The following is a 22658-nucleotide window of genomic DNA, read 5'->3' on the forward strand; positions in this document are numbered from 1 at the left end:
TACTAGATCCTTTGGCTGAAGGTCTCTCGCGAGCCGATACAGGTATGTAGCTGAGGGTTGTTCGCGAAGCAGCCCGTCCCTAGTTTGTCGATGTCCCCGCCAGGCTTCCCAGAAGGTCAAGGCAATGGGGCCTGCGGCGACTACCGGCACAGCGTTCTGAAGCATCATCGCTCCGACGCCAGCTAAACCAGCCGGTACTGTAACCTTGATGTTGGCCATGGCTGCCGTGGTGGTGTCGATGCGTGCATCGCGAAGACGTCTCTTGAGATCAGCTAAAGACGGCTGTAAGAGCTTCTCGTACTGGGCTTGCAGATGATCGCGTAGCGCGTCGGGTTCTTGGATGCTCTCGACGTTGAGGCTTGCGATCATAGCTTGAATCTGCTCCTAGAGGGCCGCGCGTTCGGCCGCATAGCGGGTTCGGAAGCCAAGGAGTTTGCGCGACGGTAGATTGCCGATGCCGGCGGGGACGACCATGTCCAGAGTGAGGCCAGCCATCAGGGTTTCCGCCTGCTCGGGCGACCATCGTGAGACCCGAGGATCTTCATCGTGTAGCAGGGCCTCGGCGAGGCCGTCCATGGACGATTCGCCGATGGCGACATGGCTAAGGAGGTCGTCGCTGACGGGGTGCGCCTTGCGTCGACTGCCCATCGCATCGGCGAGCGCGGTCATATAGACAGATCCGAGCTTCGGATGCATGCCAACCCAGTGGGGGGCGTGCCGCCCTCCCCGCGTGGCTAGGCCAAGGTCTTCAAGGTCATCTACGAGTGTTGAAGTGATCTTCGGGCCGAAGACATAGGCGAGCTTACTATTACCAAAATGCGCCGCGTTGGATTGGAGGGTTGCCGGGTCGTCCGGCCAGGTATCGCAGAGGTGCAGCCCGTAGCGCGCCGCCAAGCGATCGCCGTAGGTCGCAAGCATCGCGCTGAATGCGCGCGCCACCTCTTCCTGGCCCGCGGGTCGCCAGTCGTGGATGTAGCCGCCCCCCTTGAGTTCCCGGACCGTCTCGCTGTCGCGCAACCCGTAACCAGGAGGCACGATCCCGGCCCATCCGATCCCAGTAAAGCGCAGTCAGCTCGAGCCATCCCTCGTCTCGAAAGTGGATGAAGGGGTAATACAGCCCCATGTTGACGCTCATGATCACCTCGACTCGCATCTGACGGATAGAAACATACGCTTCGACGTCTGACGCTTGAAGTTTCGAGGACTGGTGTCCACTCACTAGTGCGAGTTATCCCGCATCCCCTCATAGCCGACTGGTGCGGGTGGTGTCCGAGGAGCACCAGCGCCACTACACGAGAGATCGGCGTCTGCCGCCGATGCGTACGGTCTGGCGCGTCGACCGGCGTACGCCGCGAGCAAGCCGGCGAGCACGATCGCTCTAGCCCCCCAGCGGTATGAACTGACCCGGGACCAGTCCTGGGCATCTCCCCGAAGGACCTGCTAGCGGCGTCGTCGGACCGTCCGCCAGCACCGACGTTCGCCGAGTACGTGCCGGTCGTGGCGGCTGCCGTCACCGCAGGCACGCGCCGGGCGTACGGCACGTACTGGAGGCGCGTGGTCGAGCAGTGGGGCGCGCGGCGCATTGACGAGCCGCCGCCATCGGAGATCGAGCGGTTGGCGGAGTACGTCAAGACGCATGTGGTGGCCCGGCGTAACGCGCGGGGTGGGCGCAGCGCGGCGGAGCATCTGATCGCGTCGTTGCGATGCCTCTACCGGCGGGCGGTCGCCGACGGGCTCCTGTCGGAGGCAGACAACCCTGCGCTGAAGGTCGCGAAGCCGCGGCGGCTGCCGAGCACACGGCGGGCGTTGGCGGAACCCGTCTCTCAACGATGGGTGAGCGAGGAGGGGTTCGTCACCAGGGCACATTCCCGGCGTCATCGAACAGCCCTCCGGTCGGGCCGTCGTCGGGCAGCGTGGCGAGCCGAATGGCGATCTTGGCGCCTTCTGCGGGCGTACTGGTTCCGTGGAAGCTGTTGAGATCGGTAGCGACGTAGCCGGGGCAGGCGTTGTTGATTTTGATATTGGTGTCACTCAGATCCTTGGCGTACTGGATGGTGACCGCGTTGAGGAACGTCTTCGACGGTGAGTACGCCCCGCTGATCCCGCCGAGGTCGACACCCGGCGTGGTCTGCAAGGTCAGAGAAGCGACGTGGCTGGACTGGTTGACGATCCGCGGGCGCTCGGAGCGACGCAGCAGCGGCAGCATCGCGTTGATGACCCGGACGACGCCGATCACGTTGGTCTCCACCACCGCACGCATACTCTCCGGCGTAACGGTCGAAGGCTCCTCCGGCCATACCCCGGCGACGCCGGCATTGTTGACCAGCACGTCAAGCCGCCCGGCACGCTCCTCGATCAGTGCAGCGGCGGCCACAACGCTCGCGTCGTCGGTCACATCGAGGAGCACACCGAACGCATCGACGCCGGCCGCACGCAGCTTCGCCACGGCGTCGTCCCGGCGCTGCTCGTCCCGGGCCCCGATTCCGACGCTCCAGCCCAGCGCGCCGAGCCCGGCCGCGATCTCGTATCCGATTCCCTTGTTCGCACCGGTGATCAACGCAATCGTCTGTTCGCTCATGCCGTTGATCGTGACCGGACACCGGCGGGGCACCAACACCGTCGGAGTCACGCAACGATACCCAGCGGATATTGATCCGACGGTAGTCTGAACGGGTGGAGACGCGGGAGTTGCGGTACTTCGTTGCGGTCGCCGAAGCGTTGCACTTCGGCCGGGCCGCCCGGCGCCTGGGTATCGCCCAGCCGCCGCTGTCGCGGACGATCACTCAGCTCGAGCAACGACTCGGAGTCGCGTTGCTGGAACGCACCAGCCGCAAAGTCACCCTCACCGAAGCCGGATCAGTGCTGCTGGCCGAAGGCCGGGCGATCCTCGGCGCGCTGGCCGCAGCCGAGCGGCGCACCCAACGTGCCGCGACGAGTCAGCCCTCGCTCGTCCTGGCCACCAAGGCCGGCGCCTCCGGCGAACTGCTGGCAAAGTTGCTCGACGCGTACGCCGCCGAGCCGGGTGCCGTCGCCGTCGACCTGCTGCTCTGCGAATCCCAGCCCCAGCAAATGCTGCACGATGGCCAGGCCGACGTGGCACTGCTGCATCAACCCTTCGACTCGACGGCCGAACTCGACACCGAAATTCTGAACACCGAGGGACAGGTCGCCATCCTTCCTGCCTCGCATCCGCTCGCCGGCAGATCCCACGTCCGGACGGCGGATGTCAGTTCACTGCCGGACCTCCCGCTTGCCCGCTGGCCCGGCCCCGGCGGCGCCTATCCCGAAGGCCCCGGAGCGGAAGTACGCAACCAGACACAGCTCTTCCAGCTGATCGCGCTTGGCCGCACCACCGTGGTCCTACCCGAATCCTGCCGCGCCAACCTGCTTGAAGGCCTGGCCGCCGTGCCGGTTCTCGACGCGCCGACCGTGACGACCGTCATCGCCTGGCCGCCACACAGCCGCTCCCGAGCACTCGCCGACCTCGTCCGCGTAGCCACACGCCTCTGAGCCACTTCAGGAGGCACGACATGGGGGCAAAACCGGTGGCCCGGAAAGTGTCCCGCACCGGGTTTGATGGAGACATCGAAACCTGGGAGGAACACCAGCGATGTCCGCACCGAAGAAGTACAACGATGAGCTGCGTGAGCGTGCGACCCGGTTGGCGGTTGAGGCCCGCCGGGATCCGGCGTCCGCGGTGGGAGCGATCCGCCGGCTCGCCGGTCAGCTCGGGGTTCATCCGGAGGCGTTGCGCACGTGGGTGAAGAAGGCCGAGACCGACGCCGGTGACCGGCCGGGCACCACCAGCAGCGACGCGGAACGCCTCGCCGGGTTAGGGAAGGCGCCGAAGTCGAACGCGACGTCCAGTCGCCGTATGCCGGGCGGGCGTCCTCGCGGGCACGACAGAGCGTGCCGCCGGAACTCCTCCATCTGCCACCGCCTCGGCTAACCGACTTCGACACAGACCCTAGTGGCGGACGGCTGTCCATAGCCGCTTTGCGTACGATGCCGTGATGAGTGGCGATGAGGTCATCGGGCGCGGGGCGGAGCTCGATGTTCTGCGCGGTGTTGTCCTCGACGCTGTCGAGGGCCGCGGCGGAGGGGTGTGGATCGAAGGCGAGCCCGGGATCGGCAAATCCGCAGTGCTCAACGCCGGGCTCGCGCATGCACGTTTCCTCGGCATGCGCGTCTTCCATGGGACCGCCGACAGCCTGACCCAGTTGTTTGCGCTGCAGGTGATAGCAGAGTGTCTTGACCTCGGTGGAAACACGGTGGACGAGTATCGGTTGGAGATCGCGGAGCTGTTGGCAGGGCGCGGCTCCGGGACAGACGCGGTGCTGGCGGCGAGCGAGCGAGTACTTGCGTTGATCGACCGTGAGGCCACTCACGCACCGGTGGTGCTTGCCATCGATGACCTGCAATGGGCCGATTCCGCGAGCCTCGGGGTGTGGCACAGATTGACGAGCATCGCGAGTCAGGCGCCCCTCGTGCTTATCAGCGCGTGCCGCTCCGTTCCCCGGCGCGAGGAGGTAGACCGCCTACGTGAGATCGTGATCGATCGGCTGGCCGCGCCGTTGATCCGACTTGGCGAGCTGGCGCCACCTGACGTGACTACGATGGTCACCGCGCTGCTGTCCGCGTCGCCGGGTCCGGAATTGACCGAGGCGCTGGCCAAGGCTGGGGGGAACCCCTTGTATGTGCGGGAGATGCTTAATGCCCTCGTTCGGGACGGGCAGGTGCATGTGTCCCGCGATGTCGCTGAGCTCGACTCGCCGAAGGGCGAGCCGCCGGCGTCGGTGGCGGCCGCCATCAGCCGGAGACTGGACTTTCTTCCCCGGCCGACGCGAGCAATCTTGCGCAGCGGTGCCCTACTCGGAACCCATTTCTCGATGAACGACCTCGCGTTGGTGTCGAGCCGCCCCGTCCCCACCCTGGTCGACGCGGTGAGCGAAGCCGTGGAGGCTGGCGTGCTCTCCGACTCCGACGCCGGGCTGTCGTTTCGTCATCCGCTCATAGCCGAGGTGCTGAAGAACGAAACGCCGGCGGCGGTTCGCGACGGTATGCACGGCCATGCGGCCAAGGTCCTCGCGGAAGCGGGCGCCCCATGGGATCGGGTTGCGAGGCACCTCCTGGCCACGTCGGAAAGGCCCGAGGGATGGATGCTGGATTGGCTGGCCGATCTGCCCGCGGCCGCGTTGTACGCGGCACCCCTGATCGCCGCGGAGCTCCTTCAGCGAGCGCTGACGGCTGTTCACCCTGGTGACCCGCGGCGTGATGTCTACCTCGCCCGGCTTACCACCGTGCTCCGGTTGCAGCATCGTCTAGACGACCTCGTGGCTCTGGGCACGGAGGCCCTTCGAACCGTGTCGGACCCGGCCCTTGTCGGTGAAGTGGCGTGGAACCTGGCCCGCGGATTCGGTATGTCCGGTCAATCTGAGCGGGACTGGTCCCTCATCTTGGAGGTGCTGGATCGACCTGACCTGGTGCCGCCGTGGCGCAGCCGACTGCGCGCCCTGCTCGCCTCCGATCTTCTCTTCAGCGACAACCGGGAGGACGGGAGGGTCCATGCCCAGCTGGCAATCAGCGACGGGGAGGCCTGTGACGACCCAGTCTCGGTTGGGTGGGGGTTGGTGGCCCTGATGGTGGACGCGGCCGGCTACAGCGAGGCGCTGGAGCTCGCCGAGCGGGGTATTTCCGTGGTTGTCGGGGGCGACGTGGAGTCAATGGATGTTCGGCTTCTCCTCATGGTCAACCGGGTGGCGCTGCTCGCCAACCTTTACCAGTACGAGGAGTTCGCCACGGCGCTGTCGGCCACGTCGGCGCTCGCCGAGAGCGCTGGTGCGACCACACGGGTCCTTCAAACGCAGCTTGTTGCGGCCGAGGTGTTCCTGAGCACCGGTGATTGGGACCAGTCGCTGTTGAATGTGGACGCGATGGGCGACGTCGGGCACATTCAGCATCTGTTGCGGGTGCGTGGGGCGGCGGCATTGATCCACGCGCGGCGGGGGCAGCGAGAGGAGGCCGAGGCCGATCTGGCCGCAGTGGCGCACGTCCAGTACACGAGCGGAGTGCTGCGCCTGAACGCCCAGCCGTTGATCGAGGCGCAGGCACTGTTGGCTGAGGCCGACGGTGATCTCCCCGCGGCGGTGGCGCTGATGGTCCCGTGGCTGGAGGAGCAGTACTCCCAGCGCACCCAGTACAGCCGTTGGGAGACACTGATGGAGTTCGTGCGGCTGGCCTTGGCCGCCGACCGCACCGATCTCGCCGCAGCGGCTGCCAGGGCCGCCGACCTGGACGCCAAGAACAACGACGCGCCACAGGTTGTGGCGGCAGCAAACGTCTGCCAGGCACTCGTGTCGGATGATCCGCAGCCACTGCTGGCGGCGGCGGAGTATTTCGACAGCATCCATGCGCTGCCACGGGTGGCGTTCGCGCTGCAGGAGGCCGCCGTCCGGTTGGGGCACCGAGGCGACCTGTCGCAAGCCAGGGACGCGTTCGCTCGGGCCGTGACGATCTATCAGGAGTTGGGCGCTTGGCCGGACCTACGCCGGCTGGAGGCCAGGCTGCGCCAGTTCGGAGTACGCCGGGGACCTCGATCTACTCACCGCAAGGTCACCACGGGCTGGGAGGCGCTGACGCCGGCCGAGCGCGAGGTGGCCCGCCGGCTGGTGCAGGGGCTGTCCAATCCAGAGATCGCCCAGCGACTGGTGCTGTCGCGGCGCACCGTTGAGACGCACGTCGCCCACATCTTGAGGAAGCTCAACGTCCGCAACCGAGTGGAGATCGCACGCGAGGCCCAAAACTGGCTCGCTCAGATCTAGAGGGATAGGGCCTCGTCGGCCCCGCTTAGGCTGCGGGCCAATTCGCTCGGAGGAAACCATGAATCTCTCGGCCACCCAGATCCCCCTCCGAAGCACACGCCGTCGCGACAAGGTGGACACAAACCGCGATGGCCTGGAGCACGCCGAGCGGAACCCGTGCTGAGGCCGCCGCTCGCCCCACCTACCGCACAGCCGGGCACCCCGAACCGTCCCGCTTCATCCGGAGGACCGCCACCTCTCGCCGCTGTCGAGCTGGTACGGCAAACCATCGATGATGGACACACAGCGCTGGTCGAACCATTCTGACGCGAAAACCTCAATCGATCGCTCTCGGCGGTCCGCTCGGCTTGCCTGGGTCGGTGATTGACGGGATGGCAGCTCCCAACCGCCCACCCGCCGAAACGTGTGGCAGCTCCATCCTGGAGTCGTCTGGCCCCGCCGGGCCGCAGCGCTAACCCTGCCTCCCTTCTTACCTTCCGCCCCTGCACCACCCCCCACCCCTTTCCCTCATGGGGCTCCAGCGGCCTCTACGGGCCGTGCGGCAACTCCGTCCGCTCGTGGTGCCCTCCGGCCTTCATGGGCCTCTGGACCATCGAGACCAGGTGAAGGCGTATCCGACTGGCGCGGCCACACTGGACCCGGCAGCGGGTCACCTACTGACCGAGGCTGATGCGCGGGGCGGGGCGTGGGGTTCGGGCCGGCTGACTCTCCGCCCCGCGCCGTAGGCGGCCGGGCCGGCGGCTCCGCGGAAGCCGGTTGCCGCGGCCCGGCCCGCGCCGCGCGGAGCGCCTTGATCTTGTACCGGCCAATTCGGCACCAGATCACAGGAAGCGCTCCGATTCGACCAAGCCACCACGAACACAACCCCACCACGGCCGCCGTCGTCCGGTGTCACCCCAAGGGGAGATCGCTGTGGCTCACTAGCCCGCTCTGACAGGAGGACGGGCATGGAGACCGACGATGTGGAGGTTCCGTGAACCAACCCACCGGATGCATCCGTTCTCCCATAGACGCGCGCTTTACGCGCGTGTCAGGCGCAACTGATCCACGGAATACCCCACTACAAGGCCCGAGGAGGCCCAGATGGCAGCTTGGACTCGCATGCGCAAGGCGTGGCGATCGGTCCTGATCGGCGCTCTGGCGCTGGCAGGGATGGCCAGCACCGCGACGCCGGCAAGTGCAGCGACCACCAACCGCACCGGACTCTGCAACAAGGCAAGCTACTCGTCGGCCCTGAAGTTCCCCTCGCGTGGCGGATTCATGAGCACTGCCGTCGCGCCGGGCCAGTGTTGGAGCATCTCGCTCGCCGCCGGCAGCACTGAGCCTGTTTACGTGTATGCCAAGGGCAACGGCGCGACGGTCTTCCTCGGCTCGACGATGATCAAGACGGGCGAGCACAACGTGTTCCGGACCTACGGCACGATCTTCTCGCCCTACTACACCTTCTCGCACTAGCTGACGGCCGCCATCGTCGCCCCGCGCGCCCTTTCGACGGGCGCGCGGGGCGAGGGCGAATCGCCTGTCGGGCGATGCGGCTCTGAGCAGGAGGACTCTGCCACATCACCCTCAACTGGCAGGGCTCATCCCGTGCGTGGCACTAGTTTGTCTGTCCGCTCTACGCGTGGCTGCCTGCCCAACCTCATTCTTGCCGGTCCCCGCGGCCGTTACTCACCGGCCGCCAGGTCGCGGCTCGCCCGCGAACCCGCCCAGCCAGCACCGTTACCGCCCGAGGTCGGGATCACGGTCGCTGCGCTGCTTCCCCAGGCGGGCCAACCGTGAAAGCCCTAACGACTGCTAGCGCGCGCCCGCGACCCCGACCGGCATAAGGTGGTGGCAGCGGCGTTGGGTTCGGGGCAAAGGCCGCTGCCACCATCTGTCGCCGCGGGGGAATGCAGCGACGCACTCTTCAACGGTGCCTGAACCCCTCTCGTTCACACTCCCGCCTTTCGCCATTTGCCGCTCCGCCCATAGGCCGCCAGAAACCCACCAATCCGGCCCTCGGAGGACAAATGACGCTGCCCCATGCTCTCAAGCTTCGACGGTGGGCGGACTGAGCTGGCCATCTCGGCGCAGCTCGTTATGGCGGATCCGGCCAGCACTGCGAGAGGTCCACCATCACCGGCGCTGAGCTTCAGGAGCCAGACGTGGCCGCCGCCTCTGGCGTCACCTCGCCGCGCCCCGCCTACAACTGCCTCCGCACGGCCCGCCAGGCGGGCACAGCAACAATACCTGCGCAGACGACCGCCACGAGCGCCAGGAGCACCCAGGGCCATCGCCGCGCTGGCCTAGCGGCGTACGAGCTCAGGTCTGCCCCACCGCTTTGGGAGTGCCAGCCGATCCAGGAGCGGCCTTCGAAGTGGTCGAGCCCGAGGTCGGTCTTGAGTTCGTGGTAGTCGTGCTCGACGGCCAGCGGCTCTTGGTCAGGCGGACCAGTTCAGTCAAGGATGTGTCGGCAGGCAGGTCGGACACCCAGTAGTCGCTGGGCGCGTCCTGGTCGGGGGCCATTGCACGAGCAGCCAACATTCGGGCAGGACAGCGTCGTCACCGCACTGGGATCCGTCCGACACCGGCCTCGGAGGTTCTACAGCCCACAATGTGTGGAGCGGCGATGACGCTCAGAACGCCAAATGCCCTTTTCGGTGCAGCTTCCGTCGTCCCTTCGGTCTTGCTGCCAAATGAGGACGGGCTACCCGGGCCGGCTCCGGTGGCCCCGCTGCGGTGAGCGCCCCTACCTTTGCCGGTGCTCCCGGGCCCCGTCGAGTGGAGGTGTATCCGTTCGACGGGCACGAGGGAGGCGAGTCCTTCCAGGATCGGGTTCGGCTGCGGTTCCTGGCCGAGATGCTGGCACCGGCCTCCGGGCTGGACTGAGCGCAAGGCGGCGATCGCACACTCGTATCGGTCACGTCGTGACCCAGCGCGCGCAGCCCGTAGCTTCCTTACGTGCGCGATCGATGGTTGTCGCGCTCTGGTGCTCGCACCATCGGCGTCTCCTCACGCTCGCGTGCACTGCGCTACGAACACCGAGGGCTCCCGCGAACGACTGAGATGACCCACGGGCCGGGTCTGCCCGTATTGGGAAGTGTGAGGGCACTCAAAAACAGGAAGCCCCACCAGTCGTGGTGGGAACAAGCCGAATGCAGAGGGCTGGACCCGTCGTGGTGGTTCGAGTCACGCCTGATGTGGCAGGTAGCCGTGCACTGCTGCATCGTCTGCCCCGTACGCGATCAATGCCTCGAGGACGCCATTCACCCGCGTGATACAGGCGTGATCCGGGGCGCGTCCTGGTTCACCGACAGCGCGCATGGCCGGCAGATCCTGTCGCTGATCTGCCAAGCGTGCGGCAGCCGCCCGGTGACCTTCACCCAGTCGGCGGTCAGCCGCCACTGCCCGACCTGGCGGAGGTACCGGTGCCAGATGCGATGAAGGCCTGCCTAGTCATGTGGACGCCCGAGCAGCTCGCCACCCGGGTGGACGAGGCGATCGATGTCCTTGCCGAGGCGATGGGCTATAGCCCGGCGATGCGGGAAAGTAGCCGTCGGCAGCTGATCGAACACCTAACGATGCCCGGGTTCCGGGCGGTGGCCACTCTGGGGCCGCTGGCCGACATCGTCGGATTCGGCTACGGCTATCTGTGCCGGCCCGGCCAGAGGTGGCGGGACTGGGTGGCCGATGCGATGCCGGTCGTCGCCGACCGCAGGCGATGGCTCGACGACGCCTGCACCGTATCGGAGCTACAGGTCCGCCCGGCCTGCCAGGGAAGAGGGCTGGGTGAGGCAATGCTGCGAGGCATGTTGTCATCGGCCGGGACGCGGACGGCGGTGCTGTCCACCTCGGAGACGGCCGACGCGCGTTCGCGGGCATGGCGGCTGTATCGGCGGATGGGGTTCCATGACCTGCGCCGCGGGCTGCGCTATCCCGGCGACCCGCGTGCCTTCGCCATCTTCGGCCGCGATCTGCCTCGGCAGGACGGTTCAGAGGGGGCGCACGTTGGATCGTGGTGCGTGGCCGGCAACGAGGAGGTGACGCAATGCTGAGGTGCCGGACCGTGATGCTGGCCGAAGCTCTGTTCGCGTCGGCGCTACAGCCGTCGCAGCATCCCGATCGCCAGCAGGTGCGCCGGGCGATCGCCGGCGAACTCGTGCGCCGCCGGGTCTGCGGCTGCATGGCCGAGGTCGCGTACGAGTTCGGTGAGCATCCGGAAGAAGCCGCAGAGCGCATGCGGTGGGCACTGCGGACGGTTGCGGACTGCGGTGGCTGGGGCGACGCGCGGCTGGCGGTGCTCCGCGGCCGTGGACCGCGCGGTCGATCATCGGCAGAAAACTTTCAAACTAACTTCGCCACGGATTGATCCCCACACGCTCTCCAGCACGTGGAAACAGGGACGCGAAGAGTGCGGCGCCGCCGCCGAGGCGCCGGATACCCCGCAATCATCCCCTTCCATCAATGGAGTGACTGACGTGAACAAGCCCTTCCGAAGGCTGCTCTCCCTGGCAGGCGTCATGCTGCTCGGCATGCTCGCGGTGCTGGTGGCGGCTAGCCCGGCCGCAGCGCATCACACCCGGGTCAGCGGGGCCGCGGTGTGCCAGCCGGACGGCACCTATGAGATCACCTGGCAGGTAAACAACGGCAGCTGGGAGAACCGATACGCTCAGATCACCAAGCTCGCCGCGCGGCCGCAGAAGAAGATCGATGGGATCAAGGAGGGCAGCGCGATCAGCGCCGACACCGACGGCGACGGTCCGAAAGGCGTCTTGACCGGTGTGCAGCGGGTGCCGGGCACGACGACGAGTGCCACCCTGACGGTGTCGGCGACCTGGTTCGAGCGCAACGGTGGCCGGACCGGCATCTCCAGCACCGACTCCGGCCACGCCGCTGGCCTCAAGGGGACGTGCAAGGAGACACCGCAATGCGTCGGCATGGCACAGGCCACGTACAAGCATGCGTTCGACGGTGCGAAGGGCCGCGCGACAGTGGAGCTCGCCGGTGACCTGCCACTGTGCAAGGACCAGAAGCAGGAGTTCCTCCTTGTCGCCTACTTCGCGCCGAGTGCCAAGGCGAGTTGGCCGCAGTACGCGCACGACCATGACGTCGCGGCGATCGACGCCAGGCACCGTAAGGTTGAGCTGAAGGTTGACGTGCCGAAGTGCTACACCCAAGTCGACCTCGTCTGGGGTGGCAAGAGCGAGCTGATCACGCCGATGGTGGCGAAGGGCAAGCGCTACGGCGACAAGAAGCTGGGCAGCAAGGGCAAGCCCGGCAACCGCTCCGCCGGCCCGCTCGGCGCCTACAACGGCGGTGCCGCGTCCTGCGCACAGCCGAAGGCCACCTTCGTGCCGGCCTGCGACGGCTCGGTCGCCGTCCATCTCAGCGGTGGCAACTATCCGGTGACGTTCCGGGTCACCGCGACCGGTGTGGACCGTGCCATCAAGATGCCCGCGGGAAAGTCGGTGGAAATGTCGATGCCGGCGGGCGCGGGCCAGATCGTCGTGGCCGAGCGGGGCAAGGAAGTCGCTCGTTATCTCTGGTCGCGGCCCTCGACCTGCGGGCTGCCCACGATGTCCACCGAGTCGACCTGCACCGCACTGAAGGTGACCGTCACCCATCCGGGTCAGGGAATGCCGCCGATGGAGGTGGTCGCGACCTATGGAACGCAGGAGAAAAAGGTCACGGCCTCCGATGGGGGAGAGGAGACGGTCGTCTTCGCCGCTGGACGAGGGCGCGTCGTCAATGTGGTGTTTCCCGGCTACGACTACAAGCTGATCGGTGAGTACGAGGACCCGGGCACCTGCGAAAAGCTGCCGACAACGGGTTCGATGACCGCCCGGATCAGCTCCATCGGAGTCCTGATGATCTCCGTCGGTGCGGCCCTGATCGTCTTCATGCGCCGCAGAAGGGCGTCGACGGACGAACTCTAGTCAGTGCGTGTCCACCACATTCGCTGGGTGGCCGGTGGTGGTTGTGGATCATCGCCTTTGGGGCGAGCGGCCTCCACCGATTGACTGGCGAGGTGGGCCTCCGCCGACCAATTGATCCTTGCGTCGCCCGTGGTGGGCGGCGGGGCACACGTCGGGACTGGCCGGCACCGGGGTAGGTGTCGGCCAGTCCCGACGGTGCGTGATGACCAACCGCCCCCATCCGCGGTCATCGACCCGCCTACGGTGGCAGCCCAACGGATATGCCGGCTGGTACATGGCCCGCTCGCGTAGCAGCGCGGCGAACTGGACCCACAACGGCTCGATCGGTCATGGTGGGACGGCAGGCAGAGAGCCGGTGATCATGAAGCGTCAGCAACTTCATGATCACCGGTTCTGTGCCTGCACTTGATCAGGCACGCTATCCAGCCCAGCCCCACCATTCCGTGTGACCGCTAAGCTCAGGTCCGGAATGAGAGGCCGTGGCGATGGAGATGTTCGCCAAGCCGCCTAAGCCTGGATCCGTGGACCAGCCCTCGTCCACGGATCCAGGCCAAATGATCCCCGGTGACATGAGCGTTAGGAGACCCCCGCCGCCGCGGCAGTCACCGCCGCGATCCAGGCCGCCGGGCAACTGGCGCAGGCGGCCATCGAGATCCGCATCGCCCAGCTGCAACGCGCCGCCTGGGCCAGCGAGGAACAAGCCCGTCGCATCCGCGCCCAGTTGCGCGCGGCACAGCAGGCCGACGCGGTGGTGCGGCGACCGGCGACCCGGGCGTCGTGGTGGCGGCAGGCGTCGGCTGGCGCCATCGCGAGGGCCTGGCGGGCCAGCGCCGGATGGGCCGCCGTCGACCCGCGCGCTGAGGCCGACCAGCGGGTCATGGTGGTACGGCTCGCCGAGCGCGGTGTCCACGTCGACGAGACCGGCGGACTGCGCACCCGCGTGGCCGCGATCCTCGTCCTGCTCTACGCCCGACCCCTCAGCCGCATCCTGCGCCTGACCATCGACGACATCGACACCACCGGGCCCGACGTCCTGCTGCACCTCGGCGATCCGCCGACACCGGTCCCCGAACCCGTCGCCGAGCTGCTGCTGGCCCTGCGCGACCAGCGGACCAACATGCGCACCGCCACCAACATCGCGTAGACCGTGATGGTGGGCCAGCGGACGGTGGTCAGGTTGAGCCGGCGGCGGCGGATCCGTAGCGCTTGCACGGCGTGCGGGAAGTCCGGGGCGAGCGCGCCGGCGTAGGTAACCGCCTGCAGGCGGCGGATGTCGTAACGACCGTGGCCGCGTGCGCTCGTCTCGTCCTGGACCGGGATCTTGGTCCAGGGTAGTGCCTCGAGCCGCGGATACAGGCGCGGCTGGTTCTTCTTCACCGTGAACAGGTAGCCGGCGTGCTTGGTCTCGGCCAGCCAGCGGGCGTGTTCGCGCTGGGTGTGCAGCGCGTCCGGCGGTGACGACCACCCCGGTGAGGTCGAGCGGGACCAGCAGCGGCGGGAAACGGGTGAGTTCGTTCGTCTTGCCCGCGACATCAACCTGACCGAGGACCGTCCCGGTGTGCTGGTCCAGCACGGCCAGCAAATGCACCTGTCCACCGGCCGGCCCGCTGCCCCGCAGCGTCTTGACGTCCACGCTGTACACCCGCCTGCCCGCGCCTGCCGGCGGCCGCGACACGATGATCCATCGGCCGACGGCGTCGTCCAGGGCGTCGGCGTCGACACCAGCCAGGATCCGGCGGAACGTCGACTCGTCCGGCGCCCGGTACACCCCGGTGAACGGATCCCGCCACACGCCCAGGCCCGCCAGCACCGGCTGAGGGGCAGCACAGGCCCACTCCGCGACGGCCGCCGCCGAGCGGGCGCCGATCAGCACCGCCGCGACCGCTGTCGCCGGGACTCCCGCGAGCCGATGCACCACGACTCGCGGGTCACGCCGGTCCGGCACCGCCGCCAACGCCTCGACCAAGCTCGCCCGACACGAGGCGGGCAACGACACTGCGACCTGATCCGCGTGCAGCGCGAGCACACCGATCAGCGGTGATGATCCCAACGGGCGCGTCCTCGATTGATCTTTCCAGCTTCGACACCTGGGTGATCATCGAAAGGCCGCGCCCGGCCTCATCGCCATGATCAGGAGTGCCTTCCCGAAACGCCCGCAACAGTCATATCGCCACCTTGCCTGACCCTGGGGTCGACCCGCAGGCGCGGCCGAGGAGCGAGAGGGCAGCCTCCATCGAGAGTTCTGGCGCGGGTGCGATCCCGCACAACTCGCTGACCTGTCGCGTACCCAGCCGGTCGAGATCTCTGAGCAGGTGGTCGCGACGAGCGTGGTTCAGCCTGTCGAGAACCGCCTCCGCCAGGTTGGTGATGCCCTTGTCGTTCGGCACCGGAGACGTGTCGACGATGCCGTCCTCCGTTCTCTTCCTGGCGGGCTTGTAGAGGTACTTCTTGGCCACCATGAGATGAGCGGCCGACAGGCGGGCATTGATCCGGAGTAGGAGGTAGCAACCCCCGATCTCTGGATGTCGCTGGATGATCGACGCCAGCGCCGAGTCCGGAGTGAACGCTAGGTCCCCAGCCTTGACGCCGGCCCTTTCCAGGAGCGTGACTGGCAGAGAAGGCAGGCTCATGGCCGCGGAGAGCTCGTCGCATTCGGAGGCCAACAATCCCGGGTAGATCCTCTCGACGTGGCGGGTGTAGCCAGCCATCTGGATGCCGATCATGAGGTCCCGCAAGATGAACTGGGGATCCTGGGGACCGCTCGGCGGTACGTCGCCCGGATCCCAGTGGATTGCGTACTGTCGGAAGACATCCATGAAATGCCCCACCGACAGCCTTCCGCGACTCTCTCCCTGCGGGAAGTCCAAGAGAAGTCGCCGGACTCCGGCGAGCATGTGACCGGCCATCGTGAAGCGGTCCCTGACCTCATCGCGAGCCATACCGCCGACGCCGTTCTCCCATATCGGACGGAGACTCTGATTCGCCGCCAACTCCAGGGTCTCGCACCTCTTGAACAGCTCGATGATCAGCTCTTCCCCGACCTCATCGGTGTAGATCCTGACCCGGCCGTCGTCGAACACGCTCGGCATGCTGGCCACCCGCTCGCCCGCCCAGTGCGCCACGGTGTCCCGGGAGTTCCACCTGATCAACGAGGCGTACGCGTCCCGGTTCGGGTGCCCGGTCTCCGATCGGATCACCAGCCGGTCGAAGTATTGCCGGAACGGAGTCTGGTTGTCCCCCGTCACGAGGAACGTCATCCCACGGGACGGATCCGTCTTCGCCAGTCCCTGATCCAGGTTCTGGTAGTGGCGGGCCACGGACGACCCCCACATGCCCAGCTCCACGATGAGTCTCATCGCCTCGGTGCGGGTTACCTCCTCAGCGGAAGGAAGCAGCGCCAGAACGACGTTCATCCGCCTGATGAGCTCGTCCACCTCCATCGCTCCGGCGAGGACGCGTGAGTTGAGGCGAGGCAGTTCGGTAGCGGTCCACTCGCTGACCGCCGACAGGCCGGCGCTATCCGGAAATGGGAATGCCTCCCGACATTGACGCATGGCTGCTTCCTTGTCATGGCGAGGCCGGCCCCATCCGGTACGTACGGTGATCATCGCCGAACGTCGTTCGCTGATCTCATTCGCAGCCGGTCGCCGAGGCTCGGGCACAGTCCGGCCAGGTACATGGTGGTGCGGCAGATCAGCGGCGCGGCGGCCTTGACCCGCTTGTGGTAGCCGGGCTGTTTCGGCAGATAGGGGAACTGGGAATCAGTTGTCTAGACCGCGCGGGCCACGCAGATTCTGGCGTCGAGGCGGGGGCCGGCTTCGTAGAGCATGTATGAGACGCCGCCGTCGGTGCCGAACGCTGGTGCCGCCACCCGGCCGTTGTCCGACGCGATTGGCCGGTGAAACACTCCGAAGTGGACCTCGCGGTCGAAATTGTTGCCGATCTCGGTCAGATACATGTTGCCGCTGTTGCCGTGATACGCGAGATACGCGGTGTCGTTGCGCTTCAACAGGTGCGCCGCGGAGATGTCGGTGAGCCCGTCGCCCGACGGCGACACCAGCGGGTTCGGGTCGAACTGCCAGCCGCTCCAGCCGTTCGGTGACCAGCCCCAGAAGATCTTTCGGGTGCCCGGTCCGATTGTGTGGTAGCCCATGAACACCATCACGTAGCGGTTTCCCTTGCCGGCCACGGAGTGCTCGAAGACCCGTGCGTAAGAGGTCTCGGTCGTGTTGGGCACCAGTCTTGTCGACAGGATCGGGGTCTCGTCGGTGAAGTGGATGCCGTTGGTCGAGCGGGCGACCCGGGTCGTGTAGTTCTCGCCGTGGAAGTAGAGGTAGAACTGCTTGGTCGGCGCGTCCCACACCACGTGCGGCGACGACACGTGGCTTACCGTGGTGGTCGGCAGATACCGGTCGATGATGGGGTTGTTGGGGTACTCGGTGTAGGGGCCTTCGAGCCGGTCGGCGTAGGCGAGGCAGATCCCGCCGGGCGCGTCGTGCGGCGCGTAGTAGAGGTAGTAGCGGCCGAGATAGCCGCTGATCTTGTCGTAGACTCCGCGCACGCACGGGAAGATGAACTCGCCGGTCGGGTTGTAGCGCAACGGGCTGGCGAACGCGTCGCGCACGTATTGATAGTTGGGGAAGCCAGCTGGTGCGGCGAGCGCCGGTGTGGGTGTGGCGGCAAGGCCGGCGCCGGTGATCGCGACGCCGGCGGCCGCTGTACCACGCAGCAGCGTGCGTCGGGAGATGGAGCCTTCAGGGGTACGGGTCATCGCATTCCCTCCGTTCGTGAGGCGGGCCAACAGGGGCAGTGGGAGCGGGGCGGCCGTGACGAGTCAGCGGGTGTCACTCAACCTCGCTGAGCGGCCGTATGGTGTGGACGTTCGTCGCGGATGGGTTCGTTGGTTGACGAGTCTGCGTGCGCCATCTCGGCGGCGTCAAGATGCTAATGCGAATTAGCAATGCGGGTTCGGCGGACTTCGACCGGTGTCTTGGTTGGCGGTGCCGGATGCCGGTGGTCAGCTGGCGGCGGCTGTCACCTGTCGGGCTGTTTTGGTGATGAGGGGCTCTGCCGCGACGTGTGTGAGTCCTGCCAGCGGTGGTCGACGAGGCGGGCGGAGTTGATCGGCACGGCGCTGCCGCGGCGGTGAGAGTTGCGGCGCATCGGCTGCAGGGGTGGGCCGTCGGGCAGGGTAACGAGTGGGCGGGACGTGTAGCCGTAGCGGGCGAGCAGGGGTTTCCCGCCGGTGGGGATGGTGGTCCAGCACGGCAGGTCGATGCGGTCGAGGCGGCGGCGGTGGTGGGCCAGCAGCGCTGTTGCCCGCCCGGCCCGCTGCGCGTGTGGACGGACGGCGAGGAACGCGAGGTGGTAGTGCGGTTCGGTGGGTTGCCTGTCCGCCAGGAGCGTCTCAAGGGTGGCAAAGCGGTCGGCATGTGATCCGGCGGCGTCGGTGAGCCGGACCCGGTAGTTGGCCGGTGGTGGGATGGGTCGGTAGCGGTGGAAGCCGACGGTGGCGGCGGCGAGGTCGTCGGTGAGGTGGATATCGCCGAAGAACATGGCGTGTTCCACCCAGATGGCGACGACATCGGTGAGCACCTGCTGGCGCTGTTCCGGGTCGGGCACCAGCCATTCGGCGAGCGGGCTGGGGTGCAGGGCGTCGGCGATCAGTGCGGCGATCTGGTCCTTGTCTGTCGAGCAGGCGGCGTGGATATGCACAGCGGCCTCCATCGGGTTGATGGTCTTGAGGGGTTTGTCAGCGGTAGGTGATGGTGGCGAGGTGACCGACTGCGGCGTCGATGGTGGCGGTGGGTTTCGCACCGGTCGGTGGGTGCTGGTCGGCGATTGCTTCCAGGGGTGCCGTCAGGGTGGCGGAGTCGTCGCGCTCTGGCCGGGCCTGGGCGTGACGATGACAATGACCAGGCGTAAGGCGTTGAGAACGAGGCAGTGCCGTCTGTGATGCTCCCTGGTCGCCATCCGAGCGGCGTGCCAGCTGGCCGGGCCGCCGGGCTGACCGTCGGCGTCCGCCTGCCGTCGTCTTTGGCGTCCTTTCATACCACGACGATCTTGTGCCTGTCTGGCGCCGATCCGGGCACTTGTTCTCGGCACATTCGAGGTCGCGGCGTGGGACGGGAGAGGTGCGAGGGAGCAAGGTTGTGCCGGCCGCCTCCGGCACAACCCGCCCGTTTCACCCGCCGCCGCAGCCCCTCTGGCAGTACGTCAACGAGGTTCACGACTGTAGCTACGGATGCACGTAACCCCTGGTTCACAGATGTTTAGCTGCCTATGGCCCGGTCGGCGTGCTCTGGCAACCGCAGCGGCTCGCTGGTCGAATCCTCCCGGAAACCGGGCGACCGCTGGCACGCGGGATGATCGATCCACACCAGATGCTGCCCCTGCATACCGGATGACCAGCTCGCCCATACCTTGATCGGCTTATCGATGTGGCCCTCTTGACAGTTCTATCGCCATAGCGGACAGTCGACAGCGTTGCTGGACATGATCACCGAGGAGACCGTGGCCCTGCGACTCACCGAACCTGCGATTCCACCCCACCGAACCCCTCCTGCGTCCGGCCGCCCTCATGGACGCCGAGCAACAGTTCGGGACTCGGCATTTTAATACCTGTCTCCGCGGCGGGGGATGCCGCGCGCTTAACGGACGTCGACATCTTCGCTCGCCCACCGGAACTGCACGTCTCACTTAGGTAGGACCCACAGGGAAGGTCCCCGTTATGGAACAACAAGAGGCACTCGTCGACAACCGTCGAGACGGAACCGAGCTACGTCAACCGCTTACCTTCGAGCAGCATGGTGTCGACCGTATCCCGGAAGAGGAGCGGAAGAGTACGCCTTGGACGTTCTTCATCGTTTGTACCGGGGCTAGCTTCACCCTCGGTAGCGTGGCGTTCGGCTGGCTCCCGATCTCGTTCGGACTCAGCTTCTGGGCGTCGCTCACCTCGATGATAGTGGGCACGCTCATCGGGCTTGTTCCACTCGGACCGCTCATCGTCATTGGCTCACGTACCGCCACCAACAATTCCACCTCGAGTGGGGCGCATTTCGGCGTACGGGGCCGATTGATCGGGTCGGTCATCGGGCTGGGCCTGATGTTGCTGGGCACAGCCATCGCTATCTGGTCCAGCGGTGGTGTACTGGTGGCGGGCGCGGCCAGGCTCTTCCATACGCCGATGGGGAATGGCGCTCTCGCGCTGACCTACACGGTTCTCGGTCTCCTGTCTGTGCTGATCGCGGTATATGGGTACCACCTGCTCGTCCGGACCACGCTGATTCTGATGATCTTCGGGGTGGTCACCACGCTGCTACTGGTGGCGGCCTTCGCCGGCCACGTCAACGTGGGGTATCGGGGCGGCCAGTACGTGCTCGGCAGCTTCACCAGCACCTGGCTGCTGTCGGTGTTCGCCGTGGGCGTCGGGGGCGTCATGACGATGAGTACGATCGCCGGCGACTGGACTCGCTACATATCGTCCCGGCGCTATCCGACTTCCAGGCTGCTGCCCATCGGTCTGCTGGCCGTGGTTCTGAGCTACATCGTGCCCATGGGGATTGGTGCGCTGGTGAGCACGGCTTTCGTGGACCCGTCGGCGCCGTTCCCGCAGAGCTTGGTGACCGCGGCGCCCGGTTGGTATGCCATCCTGCTCATCCCGATGGCTCTCTTCGGTGGCCTGGGCTGGACGGCGTCGAACGTCTACAGTTCGGGGCTCGACCTCAGCGCCATCGTCAGCCGGCTGACACGGGCGAACGCGACCACGATCGTGAGCGTCGTCAGCGTGGGGCTGGTACTCGTCGGCTCGCTCGTGTGGAACGCCGGCGATTCGCTGTCCGCGATCTCACTCATCCTGCTTGCGGCGAGCGCACCATGGGCCGCGGTCATCGGCCTTGGCTATCTGCGTTGCGGTGGACAATACCTTCCCGACGACCTTCAGGTGTTCAACCGGCGGCAACGCGGTGGCGCGTACTGGTACACGAACGGCTGGAACCTGCCCGCTGTTATCGCCTGGGCGGTGGGGTGCGGATTCGGACTGCTCACCGTGCGGACCACGCTCTACGCGGGCCCGTTGGCGGACATAGCCAACGGCGTCGATGTGAGCTTCGTGGGCTCATTTCTCCTCGCCGGAGCGCTGTATCTCCTCCTGGAGACCTTGCGCCTTGGCGCCGGAGCCACATCCCAGGCGCCGGTCGCCCCGAGCACTCCGGTCACTCAGAGCACTACGCCGTGAGCAACGGTGGGGCGGCGTACCCGAGGACGTCGGGTACGCCGCCCCACCGAACCCGCCAGCTGAAGGAGTCCGCGGAACATGGCAGCATCGGCTGTTCCCGAGAACATCGATCTTCGGGAGAGCGCCAGTCTCGTCGAACCGGAGTACACATCCGGAGCCAGATGGCTGCGACCGTCGGAGTGGCCTACCGAGGCCGATCCCTATTTCCAGCCCAGGCCCTTCGACAGCAGCACCACTCCGGCGATCATCAGCCGGTACGACGACGTGCTCGCGGTGATGCTCGATCCCGAGGGCATCTGGCGCCGTGAGATACCACCAGCGCTTTTCCCGCTGGCTGATCGTCATTGCATCATGGGCGCGTCCTGGATGTTGGACGGCGAGGTACACAAACGGCTGCGTCGAACGCTGCGACAGATCAACCGCGGCTCCACCGACCGAGCGCGTAGGTTCACCCGAACGCTCACCAGCCAGTTGCTCGCCAGGCTGATGAACGAGCCGCCGCCGTGGAACCTCTCCCGGGTCATCGATGATGTGTCCATACGGGTCATCATCGAGTGCACCCTGCAGGCACCGCCCCTCCTGGCCCACGCGGTGCGGCTTCGGCAGCTGTGGCACGAAGCGGGCGCCGCCAGCGACGGGTACTTCGGCATGGCACGTCAGCCCGAGTTCGAAGCGATCCTGCAGCTCGTGACCGAGGAACACCACGACCTGCCCGACGGGCTGGCCCGTCACCTGGTCGACGTGCGGGACTCCGGTGTCATGACCGACAGCCAGCTCATGAGCCAGCTGGCGATGCTGGTCGTCAGCTACGAAACGCAGGCCGCCTCGGCCGCGAGCCTGATCGGCATGCTCCTCGAGCACGGCCTCTTCGGGTACGCCCGCCAAGCCACCACCCATCCCGAACTCATGCGGCGAATCATCGCCGAGGGTAGCCGGCGCGGCCTCTCCTTCCCCACGAACCTGATGACGCCGTCGAGGCCGGTAACCATAGACGGCCAGACGCTACCCGCCGGCGAGCCGGTGATTGTGTCCTACGCGGCCGCAAACATGGATCCGATCCGCTTCGGCGTCTCGGCGAGTCGCTTCGACCCGCGACCCTCGCGGCCTACGCACCTCGCGTTTGGCCAAGGGCTGCATCGCTGTCAAGCCGAGGTGGGCGCCGAGCAGTTCGTGGAGGACGTATTGGTGGCAATGCTGACCCAGCTGCCGGACGACGTTCAACTCGACCACGACGGGAAGGTACTCCGCGAGACCGCGGGCATCTCGTGGGCGATCCCGCGCCTGCTGGTGAGCCCTCGTCCCGGATCGTGACCGACGATCGGCCGTACGAGATAGGACCCCGCTCGCAGCTACTCGTTCACCTTGGGAGGTGGAAGGTGGCGGGGCGCGTGCCGGGTCGAGGTCGTACGGGGTGTTGGGGGAGGTGGGCGGTTGCGGCACACGGCGGGGTACGCGCACAGTGACCGAGATCTGGTCGCCGCTGCGGGACCAGATGATGGAGGTCTCGCCGTACGGCGTGAGGTGGCTGGCCGATGCCGAGGTGAGCCCGCCGCGGGGCGGGGCCGGAAGAGGATGTGGCGGTAGCCGGGGCGGCGGGGGACTGGCCGGCCACGGCCGGTGGGAAGAACAACGCCGGGGCCGCGGGGTGGGGAACGCCTACGCGCGCCGCCGGCGGCAAGGTGCCTA

The 22658-nt window shown here is 66.9% G+C and carries 17 protein-coding genes and 5 pseudogenes; 11 read left to right on the forward strand and 11 right to left on the reverse strand.

Annotated features, from left to right (window positions below; all coding sequences use genetic code 11):
- From ACY34I_RS36620 to ACY34I_RS36630, 3 genes are all read right to left on the reverse strand, one after another.
- Nucleotides 1-369: hypothetical protein (locus ACY34I_RS36620; RefSeq protein WP_462759738.1), on the reverse strand; the 369-nt coding region annotated here is incomplete at its 3' end.
- Nucleotides 370-384: 15 nt separating this feature from the next.
- Nucleotides 385-1017: a DUF6236 family protein gene (locus tag ACY34I_RS36625; protein WP_462759739.1), complete on the reverse strand. Its 633-nt coding sequence runs from the start codon at nt 1015-1017 to the stop codon at nt 385-387.
- Between the two features lie 835 nt (nt 1018-1852).
- Nucleotides 1853-2578, reverse strand: coding sequence for an SDR family NAD(P)-dependent oxidoreductase (locus ACY34I_RS36630; RefSeq protein WP_462759740.1), 726 nt, complete (start codon nt 2576-2578; stop codon nt 1853-1855).
- 95 nt (nt 2579-2673) lie between these two features.
- On the opposite strand from ACY34I_RS36630, the gene ACY34I_RS36635 reads away from it, so the two are divergent.
- From ACY34I_RS36635 to ACY34I_RS36650, 4 genes are all read left to right on the forward strand, one after another.
- Nucleotides 2674-3510 carry a LysR family transcriptional regulator gene (locus ACY34I_RS36635; RefSeq protein ID WP_462759741.1) on the forward strand — a complete coding sequence of 279 codons (837 nt, stop codon included), beginning with the start codon at nt 2674-2676 and terminating at the stop codon, nt 3508-3510.
- Nucleotides 3511-3610: 100 nt separating this feature from the next.
- Entirely contained in the window at nt 3611-3949 is a 339-nt protein-coding gene (locus ACY34I_RS36640) for a transposase (RefSeq protein ID WP_462759742.1), read from the forward strand.
- Nucleotides 3950-4013: 64 nt separating this feature from the next.
- A complete protein-coding gene (locus ACY34I_RS36645) occupies nt 4014-6821 on the forward strand; it encodes an ATP-binding protein (RefSeq protein ID WP_462759743.1) in 2808 nt (935 codons plus the stop codon).
- Nucleotides 6822-7904: 1083 nt separating this feature from the next.
- Nucleotides 7905-8276, forward strand: a complete 372-nt coding sequence (locus tag ACY34I_RS36650; RefSeq protein WP_462759744.1) for a hypothetical protein — start codon at nt 7905-7907, stop codon at nt 8274-8276.
- An 871-nt stretch (nt 8277-9147) separates the two neighbouring features.
- Here ACY34I_RS36650 and ACY34I_RS36655 read toward each other — a convergent pair.
- Nucleotides 9148-9361: pseudogene (locus ACY34I_RS36655) on the reverse strand (transposase); the annotation flags it as partial.
- Nucleotides 9362-9866: 505 nt separating this feature from the next.
- Here ACY34I_RS36655 and ACY34I_RS36660 point away from each other — a divergent pair.
- The 4 genes from ACY34I_RS36660 (at nt 9867) to ACY34I_RS36675 (ending at nt 12736) form a co-directional block, all read left to right on the forward strand.
- Nucleotides 9867-10244 (forward strand): WhiB family transcriptional regulator, encoded by a 378-nt coding sequence (locus tag ACY34I_RS36660; protein ID WP_462759745.1) that lies wholly within the window; start codon nt 9867-9869, stop codon nt 10242-10244.
- A complete protein-coding gene (locus ACY34I_RS36665; protein WP_462759746.1) occupies nt 10229-10855 on the forward strand; it encodes a GNAT family N-acetyltransferase in 627 nt (208 codons plus the stop codon). Before ACY34I_RS36660 ends, ACY34I_RS36665 begins: the two co-directional genes overlap by 16 nt.
- Nucleotides 10856-10866: 11 nt before the next feature.
- Nucleotides 10867-11169 carry a hypothetical protein gene (locus tag ACY34I_RS36670; protein ID WP_462759747.1) on the forward strand — a complete coding sequence of 101 codons (303 nt, stop codon included), beginning with the start codon at nt 10867-10869 and terminating at the stop codon, nt 11167-11169.
- Nucleotides 11170-11269: 100 nt separating this feature from the next.
- A complete protein-coding gene (locus tag ACY34I_RS36675; protein ID WP_462759748.1) occupies nt 11270-12736 on the forward strand; it encodes an LPXTG cell wall anchor domain-containing protein in 1467 nt (488 codons plus the stop codon).
- A gap of 222 nt (nt 12737-12958) precedes the next feature.
- Here ACY34I_RS36675 and ACY34I_RS36680 read toward each other — a convergent pair.
- Nucleotides 12959-13060 (reverse strand): annotated as a pseudogene (locus ACY34I_RS36680) (IS5/IS1182 family transposase); the annotation flags it as partial.
- Between the two features lie 397 nt (nt 13061-13457).
- Between ACY34I_RS36680 and ACY34I_RS36685 the strand changes: the two are divergent.
- A complete protein-coding gene (locus ACY34I_RS36685) occupies nt 13458-13880 on the forward strand; it encodes a hypothetical protein (protein ID WP_462759754.1) in 423 nt (140 codons plus the stop codon).
- A 594-nt stretch (nt 13881-14474) separates the two neighbouring features.
- On the opposite strand, the pseudogene ACY34I_RS36690 reads toward ACY34I_RS36685, so the two are convergent.
- The 5 genes and pseudogenes from ACY34I_RS36690 to ACY34I_RS36710 all read right to left on the reverse strand — a co-directional run.
- A pseudogene (locus ACY34I_RS36690) lies at nt 14475-14762 on the reverse strand (transposase family protein); the annotation flags it as partial.
- A gap of 136 nt (nt 14763-14898) precedes the next feature.
- The gene (locus ACY34I_RS36695; protein ID WP_462759749.1) at nt 14899-16170 is read right to left on the reverse strand and encodes a hypothetical protein; all 1272 of its coding nucleotides are present in this window, start codon (nt 16168-16170) and stop codon (nt 14899-14901) included.
- A 179-nt stretch (nt 16171-16349) separates the two neighbouring features.
- Nucleotides 16350-16490: pseudogene (locus tag ACY34I_RS36700) on the reverse strand (IS982 family transposase); the annotation flags it as partial.
- A 15-nt stretch (nt 16491-16505) separates the two neighbouring features.
- Nucleotides 16506-17507, reverse strand: coding sequence for a hypothetical protein (locus tag ACY34I_RS36705; RefSeq protein WP_462759750.1), 1002 nt, complete (start codon nt 17505-17507; stop codon nt 16506-16508).
- Between the two features lie 263 nt (nt 17508-17770).
- Nucleotides 17771-18463: an N-acetyltransferase gene (locus ACY34I_RS36710; protein ID WP_462759751.1), complete on the reverse strand. Its 693-nt coding sequence runs from the start codon at nt 18461-18463 to the stop codon at nt 17771-17773.
- A 1003-nt stretch (nt 18464-19466) separates the two neighbouring features.
- On the opposite strand from ACY34I_RS36710, the gene ACY34I_RS36715 reads away from it, so the two are divergent.
- Both ACY34I_RS36715 and ACY34I_RS36720 read left to right on the forward strand, forming a co-directional pair.
- Nucleotides 19467-20972 (forward strand): purine-cytosine permease family protein, encoded by a 1506-nt coding sequence (locus tag ACY34I_RS36715; protein ID WP_462759752.1) that lies wholly within the window; start codon nt 19467-19469, stop codon nt 20970-20972.
- Between the two features lie 78 nt (nt 20973-21050).
- On the forward strand, nt 21051-22283 hold the full coding sequence (locus ACY34I_RS36720; RefSeq protein WP_462759753.1) for a hypothetical protein: 1233 nt from the start codon (nt 21051-21053) through the stop codon (nt 22281-22283).
- Between the two features lie 141 nt (nt 22284-22424).
- Here ACY34I_RS36720 and ACY34I_RS36725 read toward each other — a convergent pair.
- A pseudogene (locus tag ACY34I_RS36725) lies at nt 22425-22520 on the reverse strand (alpha-L-rhamnosidase C-terminal domain-containing protein); the annotation flags it as partial.
- Between the last annotated feature and the right edge of the window lie 138 nt (nt 22521-22658).

This window comes from Micromonospora sp. RTBAU3-60 (assembly GCF_054963695.1).